This window comes from Rhodococcus sp. 852002-51564_SCH6189132-a (genome assembly GCF_001665495.1).
Classification (GTDB): Bacteria; Actinomycetota; Actinomycetes; order Mycobacteriales; family Mycobacteriaceae; genus Rhodococcus; species Rhodococcus pyridinivorans.
Window position 1 is genome coordinate 15620 of the sequence record NZ_LZMJ01000058.1, and the last position, 17051, is coordinate 32670.

The following is a 17051-nucleotide window of genomic DNA, read 5'->3' on the forward strand; positions in this document are numbered from 1 at the left end:
CCGCAGTGTCCGAAAGCGAAAACCCGGCAATCCCCTCCCCCGAGCCGTCACCGCACCGGCCGAGGACCAATCAGGACTGGTGGCCGGACCAGTTGGATCTGACGGTCCTGCACCAGCATTCACCGCTGTCGAATCCGTTGGAACCCGACTTCGACTACTCGAAGGAAGTCGAATCCCTCGACGTCGAGGCGCTCCGTCAGGATCTGATCGACCTGATGACGGATTCCCAGGATTGGTGGCCGGCCGACTTCGGTCACTACGGGGGTCTGTTCATCCGCATGAGCTGGCACTCGGCCGGCACCTACCGCATCGCCGACGGTCGCGGTGGCGGCGGCAAGGGCGCGCAGCGGTTCGCGCCGCTCAACAGCTGGCCCGACAACGTCAGCCTCGACAAGGCGCGTCGCCTCCTGTGGCCGATCAAGCAGAAGTACGGCCGCAAGCTCTCCTGGGCCGACCTGCTGGTCTTCGCCGGCAACTGCGCCTACGAGTCGATGGGGTTCAAGACATTCGGCTTCGCGTTCGGCCGCGAGGACATCTGGGAGCCCGACGAGGTCTTCTGGGGCCCGGAGGACACCTGGCTCGGCGACGAACGCTACGCCGGTGAGCGCGAACTCCAGGGCCCGCTGGGCGCCGTCCAGATGGGTTTGATCTACGTCAATCCCGAAGGCCCCAACGGCAACCCGGAGATCCTCGCGTCCGGACGCGACATCCGCGAGACGTTCGCCCGGATGGCGATGAACGACGTCGAGACGGCTGCGCTCATCGTCGGTGGTCATACCGTCGGCAAGACGCACGGTGCCGCTCCCGCCGACAATCTCGGTCCCGAACCCGAGGGTGCCCCGCTCGAACAGCAGGGTCTCGGCTGGAAGAACTCGCACGGCACCGGCGCCGGTGCCGACACGATCACCAGCGGCCTCGAGGTCACCTGGACGCCCACTCCGACGAAGTGGGACAACACCTTCCTCGAGACGCTGTACGCCTACGAGTGGGAGAAGACCAAGAGCCCCGCCGGGGCGTGGCAGTGGACGCCGAAGGGCGGTGCCGGCGCGGACACCGTGCCCGACGCCCACGACCCGGCGAAGAAGCACGCGCCGGGCATGCTCACCAGCGACCTCGCGCTGCGCTACGACCCGATCTACGGCGAGATCACCCGGCGCTGGCTCGACCATCCCGAGGAACTCGAGCAGGAGTTCGCCAAGGCGTGGTTCAAGCTGCTGCACCGCGACATGGGTCCGCTCTCGCGGTACCGCGGACCGTGGATCCCGGAACCGCAGATCTGGCAGGACCCGGTGCCGGAGGTCGACCACGAGCTGATCGACGAGAGCGACATCGCCTCACTCAAGGCGAAGGTCCTCGACTCGGGAGCGACGATCCCGCAGCTCGTCGCCACCGCGTGGGCGTCGGCCGCGAGCTTCCGCGGCACCGACAAGCGCGGCGGTGCGAACGGCGCACGCGTGCGGCTCGAGCCGCAGAAGGACTGGGAAGCCAACGAACCCGAGCAGCTCGCACAGGTACTGCAGATCCTCGAGGGTATCCAGCAGGACTTCAACGGCTCGGGCGGCAACAAGAAGGTCTCCCTGGCGGATCTGATCGTCCTCGCCGGTAACGCCGCGGTGGAGAAGGCCGCCGAGGATGCGGGACACGACATCACGGTTCCGTTCTTCCCCGGCCGCACCGATGCGAGCCAGGAGTGGACCGACGTCGAGTCGTTCGAGGTGCTCGAGCCGAAGCACGACGGTTTCCGCAACTACCTGCGCGGTGAAGAGAAGCTTCCGCCCGAGAAGCTGTTCCTCGAGCGCGCCAACCTGCTGACGCTGACCGCGCCCGAGACGACGGTGCTCGTCGGCGGTCTGCGTGCGCTCGGCGCGAATCACGGCGGCAGCAAGCACGGGGTCTTCACCGACCGCCCGCAGACCCTGACGAACGACTTCTTCGTCAATCTGCTCGACATGGGGACCGAGTGGAAGGTCTCGCAGAACAGCGAGGGCGTCTACGAAGGACGCGCTCGGGGATCGGACCAGGTCAAGTACACCGCGACCGCCGTCGACCTGGTCTTCGGGCACAACTCGCAGCTGCGGGCGCTCGCCGAGGTCTACGCGACCGACGATGCCGGCCCGAAGTTCGTCCGCGATTTCGTCGCGGCCTGGACGAAGGTGATGAACCTGGATCGTTTCGATCTGAAGAAGTGACCGCGCCGGCGGTCCACGACCGCGCCTGACGCACCGTCCCGGAGCCACCTGTCGTGTTCGGCGGGTGGCTCCGTCGTGTGCAGGGGGTCGTGCGCAGGTCCGCCGAGCCGAAACCGACTGGACAGCCGTACTGCACACGGGTGTACCGTGAGGACACAGCTTTGGTGATGTTCGTCACACCCGCTCGCGGGGGAGTGGATGCGACGTGGTCCGTATCCGAACGACACGTCTCCTCGGGAGGCCACCATGCGTAGATCCCTCGTTTCGGCAGCATGCGCCGCTGTCATGCTGTCCCCCGTCCCTCTGTCCGTCGCATTCGCAGGCACCGCAGCGGCCCAGACCGACATCTCCGTCGTCGGCATGTCGCAGGAGCAGGCACAGCAGGTGCTCTCCGACGCGGGAGTCCCCTACATCATCCTCAACCGGTCCGGCAGCACCATGCAGAACTGCAGGGTGACCGAGCAACGCGACCGTGGCTACGACGTCGAGGTCGAGTACGACTGGGACCACGAGAACAAGGAATGGGACAAGACCGAGGTCGAGGTCTGGCGAGGACTCGCACTCGTCGTCTTCTGCGACTGACGGTCCGTCAGTCCCAGAACACCCGCTCGACGACCGCCCGCGCACGACGCGTGACGCGTAGGTAGTGGTCGAGGAACTCCGACGCGTCCTCACCACGCCACCCCGTCACGCGGGCAACGGCTTCGAGCAGCCGCCCCGGCCCCGGGAGCTGGTCGGTCGGTTTGCCGCGGACGAGCACGAGACAGTTCCGCGCATCCGTCGCGGTGATCCATGCCGTGCGCAGGAGTTCGACGTCGGTCGCGCTGAGCAGTTCCGCCGCGCCGATGCCGTCGAGGGCCTCGAGCGTCGAGGTCGTGCGGAGCGCCGGGAGCCGGTAGGCGTGCTGGAGTTGCAGCAGCTGCACGGTCCATTCGATGTCGGCGAGGCCGCCCCGTCCGAGTTTGGTGTGGGTGGCCGGGTCGGCCCCGCGCGGCAGCCGCTCGGAGTCCACACGTGCCTTGATGCGCCGGATCTCGCGGACGGCCTCCTGCGAGACCCCGCCCTCCGGATAGCGCACCTCGTCGATCATGTGCAGGAAGCGGGTGCCGAGTTCGCGGTCGCCCGCGACGGCGTGTGCACGCAGCAGCGCCTGCACCTCCCACACCTCGGCCCACTGCGTGTAGTACGCCCGGTAGGACGCGAACGTCCGGACGATCGGCCCGCTGCGACCTTCCGGACGCAGATCCAGATCGACCTCGAGCGGTGGGTCGGTGCTCGGCGCGCCGAGGAGTCGCCGCACCTGCTCGGCGATGCTCGTGGCCCACTTGACCGCATCGGTCTCGTCGGCGTCCGGCAGCGGGTCGCACACGAACAGCACGTCCGCGTCGGATCCGTAGCCGAGTTCGCCGCCTCCCAGCCGGCCCATCCCGATCACTGCGATACGCGCCGGCGCCGGTCCGCGGGACTGTTCCGAGCCCCGGATCACCGCGTCGAGCGCGGCTTCGAGGACACCCGCCCATACCGTGGACAACGCCCGGCACACCTGCGGCACGTCGAGCATGCCGAGGATGTCGGCACTCGCGACGCGCGCGAGTTCGGCGCGGCGCAGCGAACGCGCGGCGGCGATGGCGCGAGCGGGGTCGGAGTAGCGCGAGGACGATGCGACGAGGGCGCGCGCCACCTCGGGCGGGTTCGCCTCGAGCAGCCGCGGCCCGGTCGACGCGTCGGCATACAGGCGGATGACCTCGGGAGACTTCACCAGCAGATCGGCGACGTAGGCCGACGAGCCGAGCACCGTCATGAGACGTTCGGCGACGGCCGGCTCGTCGCGCAGCACCCGCAGGAACCAGACGGTGTCGTAGAGCGCATCGGACAGCCGTCGATAGGCGAGCAGGCCGGCATCGGGATCGGTTGTCTCCCCGAGATATTCGAGCAACTGCGGCAGCAGCAGTGCCTGAATGCGCGCCTTGCGGGAGGCTCCCCCGGACAACGCCGCCAGATGTTCCATCGCGTGCTGCGGGGCGTTGTAGCCGAGCGCCGCGAGCTGACGGACCGCCGCGTCGGGCGACAGGCGCAGGGCTTCCTTGTCGAGCTTGCTCACCGAGTCGAGCAGCGGCCGGTAGAACAGGCGCGCGTGCAGTTTGCGGATCCGCGACGAGTTGCGCTTGATCTCCGATTCGAGAACGCCGAGGGCGTCCTTGCGCCCGTCCGGCCGCATGTGCGCGGCGCGCGCGAGCCACCGCAGGGCCTCGCGGTCCTCGGGCGGCGGCAGGGTGTGGGTCCGCTTGAGCCGCTGGAGCTGGAGCCGGTGTTCGAGCAGGCGGAGGAACTCGTAGGACGCCCGCATGTTCGCGGCGTCGTCGCGCCCGACATAACCGCCGTCGGCGAGCGCGCACAGCGCTTCGACGGTGTTGGGCACGCGCAGCGATTCGTCGACGCGACCGTGCACGAGTTGGAGCAACTGCACGGCGAACTCGACGTCGCGGAGGCTGCCGCGTCCGAGCTTGAGTTCGCGTTCGCGTAATTCCGGGGGCACCATCTCCTCGACCCGGCGGCGCATCGCCTGCACGTCGGGCACGAAGTCCTCGCGTTCGGAGGCGGTCCACACCATCGGGCTCAGGGCGTCGATGTACCGGCGGCCGAGGTCGAGGTTCCCGGTCATCGGCCGTGCCTTGAGCAGTGCCTGGAACTCCCAGGTCTTGGCCCACCGGTTGTAGTAGGCGACGTGGGATTCGAGGGTGCGGACGAGCTCGCCGCGTTTGCCCTCCGGTCGCAGCGCGGCGTCGACCTCGAAGAAGGCCGACGTGCCGATGCGCATCATCTCGCCGGCGATCCGGCTCGCGCGGGCGTCGGCGGGTTCGGCGACGAAGACGACGTCGACGTCGCTGACGTAGTTCAGCTCGCGCGCACCGCACTTGCCCATCGCGATGACGGCGAGGTCGATCGGGCACGGGCCCTCCGGGACCACCGTGGACACGGCCACCGCGAGGGCCGCGGTCAGCGCCGCGTCGGCGAGGTCGGCGAGCAACGCCCCGACCTCGAGATAGGGCAGCACCGGTTCGTTCTCGACGACCGCCGCGAGATCGGCGGCGGCGATCAGCATCAGTTGGTCGCGGTAGGTGGTGCGCAGCGCCGCGACCGCGTGCGGGCCGATGAGCCCGGCCCGGTGGATCAGCCGGCCGGGACGTCCGTCGGGCTCGGGTTCGGCGTCGACGCTGTCGAGCATCCGCGCCGTGAAGGTGTGCTTGTCGGGCAGCGCCGCGCTGCCCGCGAGCATCTTCCAGCGATCCGGGTTGGCGACGATGTGGTCGCCGAGCGCCGACGACGCCCCGAACAGCCCGAACAACCGGCCGCGCAGGCGCGTGTCGGAGCGCAGCGCCGAGTCGAGTTCGGCCCAGTCGTCACCGAGCGCGTCGGCCAGGCGCGCGAGGGTGCGCAGGGCCAGGTCGGCGTTGGGGGCACGGGACAGCGCCCACAGCAGTTCGACGCTGTCGGCGTCGTTCCATCCGAGTCGAGCGAGCTCGGCGGGGGCGGTCGGCTCGACGAGGCCGAGCCGACCGGGGCCGGGAACTACCGAACGCGCGCTGGGCGGTCTCACCACGCTTCCATCGTCGCTTACAACCCCAGGTACTGCTCGAGTTCGAAGGGGGTGACCTGGCTGCGGTAGTTCTCCCACTCCCGCCACTTGTTGCGCAGGAAGTAGTCGAAGACGTGCTCACCGAGGGTTTCGGCGACGAGTTCGGACTTCTCCATCTCGCGCAGCGCGATGTCGAGATCGGTAGGCAGTTCGCGGTAGCCCATGGCGCGACGCTCGGCGGAGGTCAGCGACCACACGTCGTCCTCTGCTTCGGGGGCGAGCTCGTAGCCCTTCTCGATGCCGCGCAGACCTGCCGCGAGCAGTACTGCGAAGGTCAGGTAGGGGTTGCACGCCGAGTCGGGGGTGCGGATCTCCACGCGACGCGACGATGCCTTGTTCGGCGTGTACATCGGGACGCGCACGAGCGCGGACCGGTTCGACGGGCCCCAGCACGCGGCCGTGGGTGCCTCTCCCCCGTGCACGAGACGCTTGTAGGAGTTGACCCACTGGTTGGTGACGGCGCTGATCTCGTTGGAGTGCTCGAGGACACCGGCGATGAACGCCTTGCCGGTCGCCGAGAGCTGCAGCGGGTCGTCGGGGTCGTGGAAGGCGTTGGTCTCGCCCTCGAACAGCGACATGTGGGTGTGCATCGCGGAGCCGGCGTGGTCGCGGAAGGGCTTGGGCATGAAGGTGGCCCGCACGCCCTCCTGCATCGCGATCTCCTTGACCACGTAGCGGAAGGTCATGACGTTGTCGGCCATGGACAGCGCGTCGGCGTAGCGCAGGTCGATCTCCTGCTGGCCGGGCGCGGTCTCGTGGTGGCTGAACTCCACCGAGATGCCCATGGACTCGAGAGCGTCGATGGCGTGACGCCGGAAGTGCGGGGCCGAGCGGTGCACGGACTGGTCGAAGTAGCCGCCGATGTCGGCCGGGACCGGGGCGCTCCCCTCGGGGCCGTCCTCGACGAGGAAGAACTCGATCTCGGGGTGCACGTAGCAGCTGAAGCCGAGATCGGAGGCCTTGTTGAGCTGGCGGCGCAGCACGTGGCGGGGGTCGGCCCAGCTGGGGGTGCCGCCGGGCATGGTGATGTCGCAGAACATCCGGGCCGAGTACTGGTGACCCCGATCGTCGACCCAGGGCAGCACCTGGAAGGTGGTGGCGTCGGGACGCGCGACCATGTCGGCTTCGGAGATCCGGGAGAAGCCTTCGATGGCCGAGCCGTCGAAACCGATGCCCTCCTCGAAGGCTCCTTCGAGTTCGGCCGGCGCGATCGCCACCGACTTGAGGGTGCCGACGACGTCGGTGAACCACAGGCGCACGAACCGAATGTCGCGCTCTTCGAGGGTGCGGAGCACGAACTCCTTCTGGCGATCCATACTCGCGAGACTAGGCACAATCCGTTAATTCCGTGTTACATCAGGTGCCACTTGCGGATGGCGTGTCGCTCACGTGCGTCGGCGGTCAGCAGTGAGGATCACTTTCCGGCACCGTCGAATCCACAAGATAGCTGGTCACAGCGGTGTCGACGCACGCGTTGCCGTCCAGGGCGACGGTGTGCTGCGTTCCCTCGAAGGTGACCAGGACACCGCCGAGCCGGGCGGCCAGTTCGACTCCGGCATCGTAGGGCGTCGCCGGATCGCCGGTCGTCGAGATCACGAGCACGGGCGGCAGGTCGCGGACATCGGGGGTGTGCGGCTCCCCCGTGGCCGGGACCGGCCAGAAGGCACACACGTCCAGGGCCGCCGATCCGGTGCCGCGTCCGTCGTCGAGGAAGGGGGCGGCCGCGCGGAACCGCATGTCGAGTTCGCCCGCGAGGGCCCGGTCGGTCACCGGCGGGTCGTCGACGCACCGGACGGCGTTGAAGGCGTCGGTGATGTTGCTGTAGGTGCCGTCCTCGCCGCGCCCCTCGTAGAGGTCGGCGAGCCGCAGCAGGGTGTCGCCCGTGCCGGTGGTCGCGAGCGACTCCAGCCCACCGCGCAGCGAACCCCACAGGGTCGGCGAGTACAGACCCTGCTGGACACCGGTGATGGCGTCGCGGTGGCTCAGGCCTCGCGGATCTGTGGTGGGCGCCGGAGCGTCGAGCAGCGGGTCGACGAGCCCGCGGAACCGCTCGGCGGCCCGGGCCGGATCGGTCCCGAGCGGGCACCCCGCGTACCGCGCGCAGTACGCCGCGAATTCGTCGAAGGCCTTCTGGAAGCCCTCGGCCTGCAGCACGATCTCCTCGACCGGGTCCTGCTCCGGATCGATCGCGCCGTCGAGCACCATCGCCCGCACCCGACCGGGGAAGGCCTCGGCGTAGAGGGTGCCGAGTCGGGTTCCGTAGGAGTAGCCGAGATAGGTCAGCGCGTCGTCACCGAGGACCCCGCGGAGGACATCCATGTCCTGCACGACCTCGCGCGTGCCGAGGTGCGCGAGCAGATCTGTGCCGTTGCGTTCGGCGCACAGCTCCGCGTACTCGCGATTGCGCTTCTCCGTCTCGGCGATGCCCGCAGGGCTCGTGTCCCCGTCGTCCAGAGCGCGGTCGGCGTCGAACTCGGCGTCGGTGAGGCAGCGGACCGCCGGTTCGGACGATCCGACACCGCGGGGGTCGAAGCCGACCACGTCGAAGCGGTCGGCGAGGACGGTGCCGTCGGCCGCGAGCGCGGTGGACAGTCCCGAGGCGCCCGGGCCGCCGGGGTTGACCAGCAGGGAACCGATCCGGTCGCCGCCGGCGGGCAGTCGCGACACCGCGAGGGTGATCACCTCACCGTCCGGGTCCTCGTAGTCGAGGGGAACCTCGATGCGTGCGCACTCCACACCCTGCCGCACCATCATCGGCCCGTCGGCGTCGTACGGCCCGCACGACTCCCAGTCGACGTCCTGCTCATAGAACCGTTCGAGGCCCGGAACCACTCCGACCGCCGACGGCTGTCGTTGTTCCTGCGCGGTGTCACCGCACGCGGTCGCCGCGGCAGCGGCCACGAGCGCCAGGACGGACAGACGACGGATGCGCGCGCGAGCAGGGTGGGGCACGATCCGATCGTGCCATGCCCCGGTCAACCTGCAGCGACACGACCTGCACTCTCTTCCGAGCGGTCGTTCGGTGTGACGAATCGCACCGCTGCGCGGCCTTCGCGCTCTCCGGGCCGAGTGGCAGACTGAGACAGTCATCACCCGACCCGGGGACCCCGAGGGCCTCGAGGAAGAAAGGGACAGTGATGTCCGACAACGTGACGTCCGTATACGGCGGCGCGGCCTCCGCTTCAGCCCCTGCCGACACCCCCAAGCGCAAGACACGAGTCCATCACCTGCAGGCGATGAAGGCCGAAGGCCGCCGCTGGGCAGAGTTGACGGCCTACGACTACTCCTCCGCCCGCATCTTCGAGGAGGCGGGTATCCCCGTCCTGCTCGTGGGCGATTCCGCAGCCAACGTCGTCTACGGCTACGACACCACGGTGCCCGTGACCGTCGACGAACTCCTCCCCCTCGTCCGCGGCGTAGTGCGCGGTGCTCCGCACGCGCTCGTCGTCGCCGACCTGCCGTTCGGCTCGTACGAGGCCTCGCCCGAACAGGCCCTCGCCACGGCCGTGCGGTTCATGAAGGAGGGCGGCGCCCACGCGGTGAAGCTCGAGGGTGGCGAGCGGATGGCTCCGCAGATCGCCGCGATCACCGCCGCCGGCATCCCCGTGCAGGCACACATCGGCTTCACCCCGCAGTCCGTGAACACACTCGGCGGGTTCCGGGTGCAGGGCCGCGGCGCCGGCGCCGAGCAGCTCGTCGCCGACGCGATCGCCGTCCAGGAGGCAGGCGCCTTCTCCGTCGTGATGGAGATGGTGCCGGCCGACCTGGCCGGGCAGGTCACCCGCAAGCTGAGCATCCCGACCGTCGGCATCGGCGCCGGCAACGAGTGCGACGCCCAGGTCCTCGTCTGGCAGGACATGGCCGGCTACACGAGCGGGAAGACCGCGAAGTTCGTCAAGAAGTTCGGACAGGTGGGCGACGAACTGCGCCGCGCCGCAACACAGTACGCAGCAGAGGTCGGGCAGGGCACCTTCCCGGGGCCCGAGCACTCCTTCTGACGATCGCTCGTTTGCCGAGGGGCACCACCGACCGCGGTGGTGCCCCTCGTGCGTCCGGGATCACCGCCGTCCCGGGGTGCCCGCGGAAGCGACACTGAGTAAAATTTCGGTAATGAGCCACCCCTGGCACGCACTCGATTCCGGTGACACGCTCGCCCGGCTCGAGACCACCGAAGCGGGACTGACCACGGCCGAGGCGACCCGCCGGCGGGAGCTGTACGGACCCAATGCGCTGCCCGCTCCCCGCTCGGATCGCTGGTGGTGGCGACTGCTGCGACAGTTCCACAACGTCCTGCTGTACGTGATGATGGCGGCCGCTGTCGTCACCGCGTTCCTGGGCCACTGGATAGACACGGCAGTCCTGATGGGTGCCGTGATCGTGAACGCGCTCATCGGTTTCGTCCAGGAGGGTCGCGCCGCGTCCGCGCTCGACTCGATCCGTGCCATGCTCGCGCCCCGGACGCGGGTCCACCGCGACGGCCGGATCGTCGACATCCCCGCGGCAGATCTCGTGCCGGGCGACGTGGTGCGCCTCGCCTCCGGCGACCGCGTCCCCGCCGACCTGCGGATCCTGAGCTCGCGTGAGCTGCGCATCGACGAGGCGGCCCTGACCGGTGAATCCGTGCCCGTCGCCAAGACACCGGACCCGGTCGACGCCGACACCGAACTCGGCGACCGCAGATCGACGTGCTTCACCGGCACCGTCGCGGTTTTCGGCCAGGGTGACGGCGTGGTGATCGCGACCGGCTCCGACACCGAACTCGGCCGCATCAATGCCCTGTTGTCGGGTGTCGACCGCGCGGCCACACCGTTGCTCGAGCAGATCGGCCGCTTCGGCCGTTGGCTGGCGGCGGTCATCCTCCTCGCGTCCGCCGTGACCTTCGCGCTCGGTGTCGTGTGGCGCGGCGAGAGCCCGGCGGAGATGTTCACCCTCGTGGTCGCGTTGGCCGCCTCCGCGATCCCCGAGGGACTCCCGGCCGTGATGACCGTGGCCCTGTCCCTCGGCGTGCAACGCATGGCCCGGCGCAACGCCGTCATCCGGCGCCTTCCTGCCGTCGAGACCCTCGGCTCGGTGACGGTGATCTGCTCCGACAAGACGGGCACGTTGACCCGCAACGAGATGACCGTGCAGAAGGTCGTGTGTGCGCACCGCACCGTCGAGGTGGGCGGTGTCGGTTACGCGCCGATCGGTTCGATCATCGCCGCCGAGAGTGGCGATCCGGTCGATCCGCACACCGACCCGGCACTCGATCTGGCCGTCCGCGCCGGTGTCCTGTGCAACGACACCGAGGTGGTCGAGGAGGACGGCGTGTGGGAGGTGCACGGCAACCCCACCGAGGCAGCGCTCGTCGTCCTCGGCCGCAAGGCCGGCCTGCCCACCGCGGCGGCCCACGAGCGGTGGCCGCGCCTCGATGTCGTCCCGTTCGAATCCGAACACAAGTTCATGGCGACCCTGCACCCGCACGACGACGGTCGCCGCGAACGCATCCTGCTCAAGGGCGCCCCGGAGCGGGTCCTCGTCGCCTGCACCGGCCAGCTCGGCGCCGACGGCGTGGTACGCCCCGTCGACGAGGCCTACTGGACCCGCCGCGCCGACGAGATCGCGGCCCAGGGCCTGCGCGTGCTGGCCCTCGCGTTCCGCGACCGCGAACCGGAGGACGGCGTGCTCGCCTTCGAAGACGCCCGGCACGACTTCACGATGCTCGCTCTGGTCGGCATTATCGACCCGCCGCGCGAGGAGGCGATCACGGCGGTGCGCGAATGCCACCGCGCCGGGATCACGGTGAAGATGATCACCGGTGACCACGCCGCCACCGCCGCCGAGATCGGGGCGCAGATGGGTCTCGGCACGGGTTCGCGGGCGATGACCGGCGCCGAGATCGAGACCCTCGACGATGCGGAACTGCGCCGGGTCGTCGCGGAGACGGACATCTTCGCGCGCACCAGTCCCGAGCACAAACTCCGTCTGGTGCGCGCCCTGCAGGCCGGCGGTCACGTCGTGGCGATGACCGGCGACGGTGTGAACGACGCGCCGGCGCTTGCGCGGGCCGACGTCGGGGTCGCGATGGGCATGACCGGAACCGAGGCCGCCAAGGAAGCGGCCGACGTCGTTCTCGCCGACGACAATTTCGCGAGCATCGCCGCCGCAGTCCGCGAGGGCCGCGGCGTCTACGACAACCTGAAGAAGTTCGTCCTCTTCATGCTGCCCACCAACGGCGGTGAGGCGCTGGTGGTCGTCGCCGCCATCCTCTTCCAGCTCACCCTGCCGCTCACACCCGCGCAGGTGCTGTGGATCAACCTCGCCACCGTCAGCACCCTCGGTCTGGCGCTCGCGTTCGAACCGACGGAGAAGTCGGTCATGCTCCGCAGGCCGCGACCGCCCGGGGAATCACTGCTGTCCCGCTTCTTCGTCTGGCGCGTGGTGATGGTGTCGGTGCTGATGATGGTCGGCTCGCTCGGCCTGTTCCTGTGGGAACTCGACCGCGGTGCACCGGTGGAGGTCGCGCGCACGCTCGCGGTGGACGCGATCGTCGTGGCCGAGATGTTCTACCTGCTCAACAGCCGCCGCATCCGCGACACGGTCCTCACCCGCGACGGGCTGTTCGGGAACCGGTACGTGCTTGCTGCGATCGCGGCGTGCGCCGCGTTGCAACTGTTGTTCACCTACGCCCCGTTCATGCAGGCGATCTTCGGGTCCGCCGCGATCTCGTGGGCGGACTGGGGCAAGGTGCTCGCGGCGGGCCTGCTGGTGTTCGTCGTCGCCGAGTTCGAGAAGTGGGTGGTCCGGCGCCTGCGACCGGCACCCGTGTCCTGACCGCCGAGGGCCCCGTCCCCGGCCGGTGGCAGACTCGACGACGATCCGACCGTACGACCCGTGAGGTGTCCATGCAGATCCGCTCCAGTCTCGTTCCCGCCGTCGCCGTCGCGCTGGCAGGTGTTCTCGCGGCGTGCGCGCCGGCCCAGGACCCGGCGCCGACCGGCACGTCCACCGAGTCCCCGGTGACGACGGAAACGACATCGGCTGCGGGATCGAGCCCCGCGGAGGCCGGAGCGGGTGGCTTCACCGAGGCGCAGACCGCCGACCTGTGTGCTCGTCTCGAAGGTCAGTTGTCGAACTGGCGCACCTACACCCCGTCGGTGGGTCGCGGCGGCCTCAACATCCTCGTCGGTGAATGGGGTGCGGCGAACGGTGTCGATCTCGTCGTGCTCGCGGGCGACCGGGGCCGCATCGACGCGGCGACCTCCTCGCAGTGCCCGCAGGTGCGCGAGGAGGCCCTGCGCGGCCTCGACATTCCCGATCTCGCGTCGGGTCTCGTCGGGTTCTGACCCGTGGAGCGACGCGAACTGTATCCGCCGATCGAGCCGCACGAGACGGGCATGCTCGACGTCGGTGACGGCCAGCAGCTGTACTGGGAGGTCAGCGGCAACCCGCAAGGCAAGCCCGTGGTCTTCCTCCACGGTGGTCCGGGTGGCGGCACCGCACCCCTGCACCGGCGCTTCTTCGATCCGGGCGCCTACCGGATCGTGTTGTTCGACCAGCGCGGCTGCGGCCGGTCGCAGCCCCACGTGGCCGACGGCGCCGATCTGTCGGTCAACACCACCGACCATCTGGTCGCCGACATCGAGCGGCTGCGCACCTTCCTCGGTGTGGACCGGTGGATGGTCTTCGGCGGGTCGTGGGGCTCGACGCTCGCCCTCGCCTACGCCCAGCGGCACCCCGAGCACGTCACCGAACTCGTCCTGCGCGGGATCTTCCTGCTGCGCCGCAGCGAGATCGACTGGTACTACAACGGCGGCGCCGGGCAGCTGTTCCCTGAGGCGTGGGAAGGATTCTGTGCCCCGCTCGCCACCACTGGGCCCGGCGAGCATCCCGTGGACGTCTACCACCGCCTGCTGCACTCGACCGATCCGGACGTCGCCCTGAACGCGGCGATCGCGTGGTCCACCTGGGAGGGCGCCACGAGTTCACTGCTGCCGAACCCGGATCGCGTCGCGGAGACGGCCGAACCCCGGTTCGCGTTGGCCTTCGCTCGTATCGAGAACCACTACTTCCACCACCGTGGCTTCTTCGACGAGGGGGCACTCCTGCGCGACGCGCATCTGCTGCGCGACATCCCGGGCGTGATTGTGCAGGGCCGCTACGACGTGGTGTGCCCGACGCGCAGCGCGCACGACCTGCACGAGGCGTGGCCGTTCTCCCGCCTGCACATCGTCGACGACGCGGGCCATGCGGCGACCGAACCGGGAATCGTGCACCGGCTCGTCGAGGCCACCGACACCTTCCGCTGACCCGGATCAGCCCGGCAACCGCCCGAAGCCGACCACGGCGTCGTCCCCGGTCACGTCGAGTTCGTGGACGCGGATGCGGCCCATCTCGTTTCCGCCGACGGTGATCGCGGAATCACCGTCGACGGCGACGACGATGTTCGTGTGCTCGCGCTGACCGACACCGATCCTGTTGTGGTACAGCACCACATCGCCGACCTCCGGCCGGTACCCCGTGCCCGCCGGTTCGTAGCGGTCGGCTTGCTCGTAGAACTCACCGAGCGTGAACACGCCGGGGATCCGCCAGTGGCCCGAATGCGGATTGGACAGCGGCACACCGGCTTCCCGCATGATCCAGCTGACGAAGTCGGCGCACCACGGTTCGCGGACATCCTCCGAGTAGAACGTGCCGGGATTCTGCGCCTCGTGCTGCTCCTCGAGCAGTTCGACGATCCGCACCTGCGTCGGTGTCAACGCCGACGTGTCGATCTCGGGGAACGACGCACTGTCCCAGGGGAACAGCCGGTTCGGCAGGATCCACCACACGAGCACCGCGAGCGCCGCGCACAACGCGACCGCGACGGCGAGGACGGCAGCGACCGGACGTCGCCGCCGCGTGGTCTCACCGGTCATGGTCGAAGCGGATCTTGCGGGCCTGCGGGTCGGCGAGGGTGAGCCGCACCCGCACGGTGCTGCCCTCCTCGGGTGCCCCGCCGCACGGGCCGATGACGGTCTCGGAGGCGACGAACACCTCGGCGTCATGCCGGTCGGTGGCTTCCTTCAGCACCGTCGCCTCGAAGGTCTCCCCCACTCGCGGCGCGAGCACGACGGCCTCGGTCAGGTCGATGCACGCCCGGTTCACCTTGCCGGCGAGCGAATCGGTCGACGACATGATCTTCGGCATCGCGGACAGTTCGGCGCGCACCGCCTCCGGGACGGGCAGGCCCGACGACACCGCGAGGCACACCTCGGTGGCGTATCGGTCGGACAACCGGCGCAACGGCGCGGTGACATGCGCGTAGGGCGCGCCGATCGCTCCGTGCAGGATGGTCTCGGGCAGTTCACCGTCGAAGGCGGCGTAGGACGCCCCGCGCAGTAGCGTCGGCGCTTCGCTCATCAACACGAGCGTGCGCGGATCGTGGGCGTCGAGTCCGGCGAGGAAGGACCCGACTCCCATCTCCGGCGGCCACGGCACGTCCAACGACCGAGCGGTGCGACGCAGCCCGTCGACCGCCGCGGGATCGGCGGCGGGAAGGGTGCGCAGCAGACCGACCCCGGCGTCGATCATCATCTGCGCGGCGCACATTCCGGTGAGCAGCGAGATCTCGGAGTTCCACTCGTCGGCCTCGGTCCGCGGTTCGATCTGCAGCCTCCAGCCGTCGCCGTGCGGCACGACGTCCTGCGTGGGCAGACGCAGTTCGATCGCGCCGCGCGCGAGCGCCGCGGCCGAGCGCAACCGGCCGAAGTCGGGCAACGCCTCGACGGACGGATGCAACCTGTCCGCGTCGGCGTCGCGCTGCACTCCGGCGTAGTCCATGCGCGCGACCGACCGGACGAGCGCACGCCGCACGCTCACCGCGACGGGCTCCCCGCCGTGGTCGGTCTCGATCCGCCACAGCGCCGCGGGGCGGACGACGTCCGGCAGCAGGCTCGCCGTGCCCTCGGACACTTCGCGTGGATGCAGCGGAACCGAGCCGTCGGGCAGGTAGAAGGTCTGCCCGCGACGATGTGTCTCGGCGTCGAGAGCGCCGCCCGGTTCGACGAGTGCGTACACGTCGGCGATCGCGTAGTGCAGCACGAAGCCGTCGTCGGTGCGTTCGAGGTGCAGCGCCTGATCGAGATCCATCGATCCGGGTGGGTCGATGGTCACGAGCGGCAGGTCGGTGCGGTCCTCGCGGACGTCCGCGTAGCGGTCGGCCGCCTGCCGTGCCTCGTCGAGGGCATCCGACGGGAAGCCGTCGACGAGGTCGAATTCGGCGCGCACGTCGGCGAAGTCGATCGCCGGCGCGACGACGATGGGAGTGGTCACCACGATGCTCGGGAACTCCTGCGGTTCCGGGTGCTCGTCGTCGAACTCAACCGTTCTTCCAGTCGTCGTCGGCGGCGTCGGCCGCCTTGTTCCGCTCTGCCGCGATCTCCAGCGCCCGCTGAGCGGTCTCCCGATCCGGGTAGGGCCCCATGCGGTTGAGGGCGTGCGGATCCTTGCCCTGGGAGACCTTCCCCGTACGCACGTCGTAGTACCAGCCGTCGTCGCTCATGGTCTCAGTGTGCCCGAACGACGTCCTCGTGTACGGGCAACCCGTCGGCGGGCGTGGCGCGGTACTGTCGGGCCGCACACATGTGCTCGATGTCCGAACGCGCATGTGCTCGATGTCCGAACGAAGGAGCACGCCATGTCCTACATCCTCTACGACGCGTTGCTGCCCTGGCTGGGTCCGGATGCGGCCTCCTACTGGGCGCACCTGCTGGTCATATATCCGATCTGACCCGACCGGTAGCAACGCGGTGGGATCGGGAGACGCCGGGCGAACGAGCCGGCCTGTAAGCCGGATCCTGTCCCCCGCCGAAACGGGGTGGCGACCATCCATCTGGGCACACCGTCGCCGGGTACCTCGAGCGGTTCACCCGCAGGCTCGGGCGAGCAGCCCTCGAACACCTGCGCAGCCGCACCGCACGCGGTGCGACCTTCAACCTTGCTCCGGGCGGGGTTTACCTAGCCGCCCCGGTCACCCGGGGCGCTGGTGCGCTCTTACCGCACCCTTTCACCCTTACCTGCCGTACGGCAGGCGGTTTGCTTTCTGTGGCACTGTCCCGCGAGTCACCTCGGGTTGCCGTTAGCAACCGCCCTGCTCTGTGGAGTCCGGACTTTCCTCGATTCAGGGCCTGGCACCATCCGGTACCGGTTCCCTGCTCCGCGGCCGCCCGGCCGACTCGTTCGCTCGACCAGACTATCCCGCGGCG

The 17051-nt window shown here is 69.5% G+C and carries 12 protein-coding genes and 1 other RNA gene; 6 read left to right on the forward strand and 7 right to left on the reverse strand.

Translation table 11 applies throughout. From position 1 onward, the window contains the following. The first annotated feature begins 5 nt into the window (after positions 1-5). Positions 6-2189: a catalase/peroxidase HPI gene (katG, locus tag A5767_RS13885; protein WP_197483247.1), complete on the forward strand. Its 2184-nt coding sequence runs from the start codon at positions 6-8 to the stop codon at positions 2187-2189. A gap of 246 nt (positions 2190-2435) precedes the next feature. Continuing rightward, the gene (locus tag A5767_RS13890; protein ID WP_024101314.1) at positions 2436-2771 is read left to right on the forward strand and encodes a hypothetical protein; all 336 of its coding nucleotides are present in this window, start codon (positions 2436-2438) and stop codon (positions 2769-2771) included. Between the two features lie 7 nt (positions 2772-2778). On the opposite strand, the gene A5767_RS13895 is transcribed toward A5767_RS13890, so the two are convergent. The 3 genes from A5767_RS13895 to A5767_RS13905 form a co-directional block, all read right to left on the reverse strand. After that, positions 2779-5790: a bifunctional [glutamine synthetase] adenylyltransferase/[glutamine synthetase]-adenylyl-L-tyrosine phosphorylase gene (locus tag A5767_RS13895; RefSeq protein WP_064852523.1), complete on the reverse strand. Its 3012-nt coding sequence runs from the start codon at positions 5788-5790 to the stop codon at positions 2779-2781. A gap of 14 nt (positions 5791-5804) precedes the next feature. Beyond that, entirely contained in the window at positions 5805-7142 is a 1338-nt protein-coding gene (gene glnA / locus A5767_RS13900) for a type I glutamate--ammonia ligase (protein ID WP_024101316.1), read from the reverse strand. A gap of 85 nt (positions 7143-7227) precedes the next feature. Further along, positions 7228-8778 (reverse strand): alpha/beta hydrolase, encoded by a 1551-nt coding sequence (locus A5767_RS13905; RefSeq protein WP_052227274.1) that lies wholly within the window; start codon positions 8776-8778, stop codon positions 7228-7230. Positions 8779-8963: 185 nt separating this feature from the next. Between A5767_RS13905 and panB the strand changes: the two genes are divergently transcribed. The 4 genes from panB to pip all read left to right on the forward strand — a co-directional run bounded on the left by panB (position 8964) and on the right by pip (position 14114). Further along, positions 8964-9824 carry a 3-methyl-2-oxobutanoate hydroxymethyltransferase gene (panB, locus tag A5767_RS13910; protein WP_064852524.1) on the forward strand — a complete coding sequence of 287 codons (861 nt, stop codon included), beginning with the start codon at positions 8964-8966 and terminating at the stop codon, positions 9822-9824. Positions 9825-9936: 112 nt separating this feature from the next. Next, complete coding sequence (locus tag A5767_RS13915; protein WP_006554419.1) at positions 9937-12639, forward strand: cation-transporting P-type ATPase; 2703 nt, start codon at positions 9937-9939, stop codon at positions 12637-12639. Positions 12640-12710: 71 nt separating this feature from the next. Next, the gene (locus A5767_RS13920; RefSeq protein WP_039585239.1) at positions 12711-13151 is read left to right on the forward strand and encodes a hypothetical protein; all 441 of its coding nucleotides are present in this window, start codon (positions 12711-12713) and stop codon (positions 13149-13151) included. 51 nt (positions 13152-13202) lie between these two features. After that, positions 13203-14114: a prolyl aminopeptidase gene (pip, locus tag A5767_RS13925; protein WP_052227279.1), complete on the forward strand. Its 912-nt coding sequence runs from the start codon at positions 13203-13205 to the stop codon at positions 14112-14114. A gap of 6 nt (positions 14115-14120) precedes the next feature. Here the strand turns inward: pip and A5767_RS13930 are convergent, their stop codons facing one another. The 4 genes from A5767_RS13930 to rnpB form a co-directional block, all read right to left on the reverse strand. After that, positions 14121-14723 carry a CHAP domain-containing protein gene (locus tag A5767_RS13930; protein WP_039585162.1) on the reverse strand — a complete coding sequence of 201 codons (603 nt, stop codon included), beginning with the start codon at positions 14721-14723 and terminating at the stop codon, positions 14121-14123. Then, complete coding sequence (locus tag A5767_RS13935) at positions 14713-16122, reverse strand: RNB domain-containing ribonuclease (protein ID WP_064852525.1); 1410 nt, start codon at positions 16120-16122, stop codon at positions 14713-14715. Before A5767_RS13935 ends, A5767_RS13930 begins: the two co-directional genes overlap by 11 nt. A 43-nt stretch (positions 16123-16165) precedes the next feature. Then, entirely contained in the window at positions 16166-16348 is a 183-nt protein-coding gene (locus tag A5767_RS13940; RefSeq protein ID WP_006554424.1) for a hypothetical protein, read from the reverse strand. Between the two features lie 268 nt (positions 16349-16616). Beyond that, positions 16617-17024, reverse strand: an RNA gene (rnpB, locus tag A5767_RS13945) — RNase P RNA component class A. Between the last annotated feature and the right edge of the window lie 27 nt (positions 17025-17051).

Coding starts and splice junctions, on each gene's coding strand:
- A5767_RS13890 (WP_024101314.1), top strand. CDS start 2,436: ATGCGTAGATCCCTCGTTTCGGCAGCATGCGCCGCTGTCATGCTGTCC.
- glnA (WP_024101316.1), bottom strand. CDS start 7,142: ATGGATCGCCAGAAGGAGTTCGTGCTCCGCACCCTCGAAGAGCGCGAC.
- panB (WP_064852524.1), top strand. CDS start 8,964: ATGTCCGACAACGTGACGTCCGTATACGGCGGCGCGGCCTCCGCTTCA.
- A5767_RS13915 (WP_006554419.1), top strand. CDS start 9,937: ATGAGCCACCCCTGGCACGCACTCGATTCCGGTGACACGCTCGCCCGG.
- A5767_RS13920 (WP_039585239.1), top strand. CDS start 12,711: ATGCAGATCCGCTCCAGTCTCGTTCCCGCCGTCGCCGTCGCGCTGGCA.
- pip (WP_052227279.1), top strand. CDS start 13,203: ATGCTCGACGTCGGTGACGGCCAGCAGCTGTACTGGGAGGTCAGCGGC.
- A5767_RS13930 (WP_039585162.1), bottom strand. CDS start 14,723: ATGACCGGTGAGACCACGCGGCGGCGACGTCCGGTCGCTGCCGTCCTC.
- A5767_RS13940 (WP_006554424.1), bottom strand. CDS start 16,348: ATGAGCGACGACGGCTGGTACTACGACGTGCGTACGGGGAAGGTCTCC.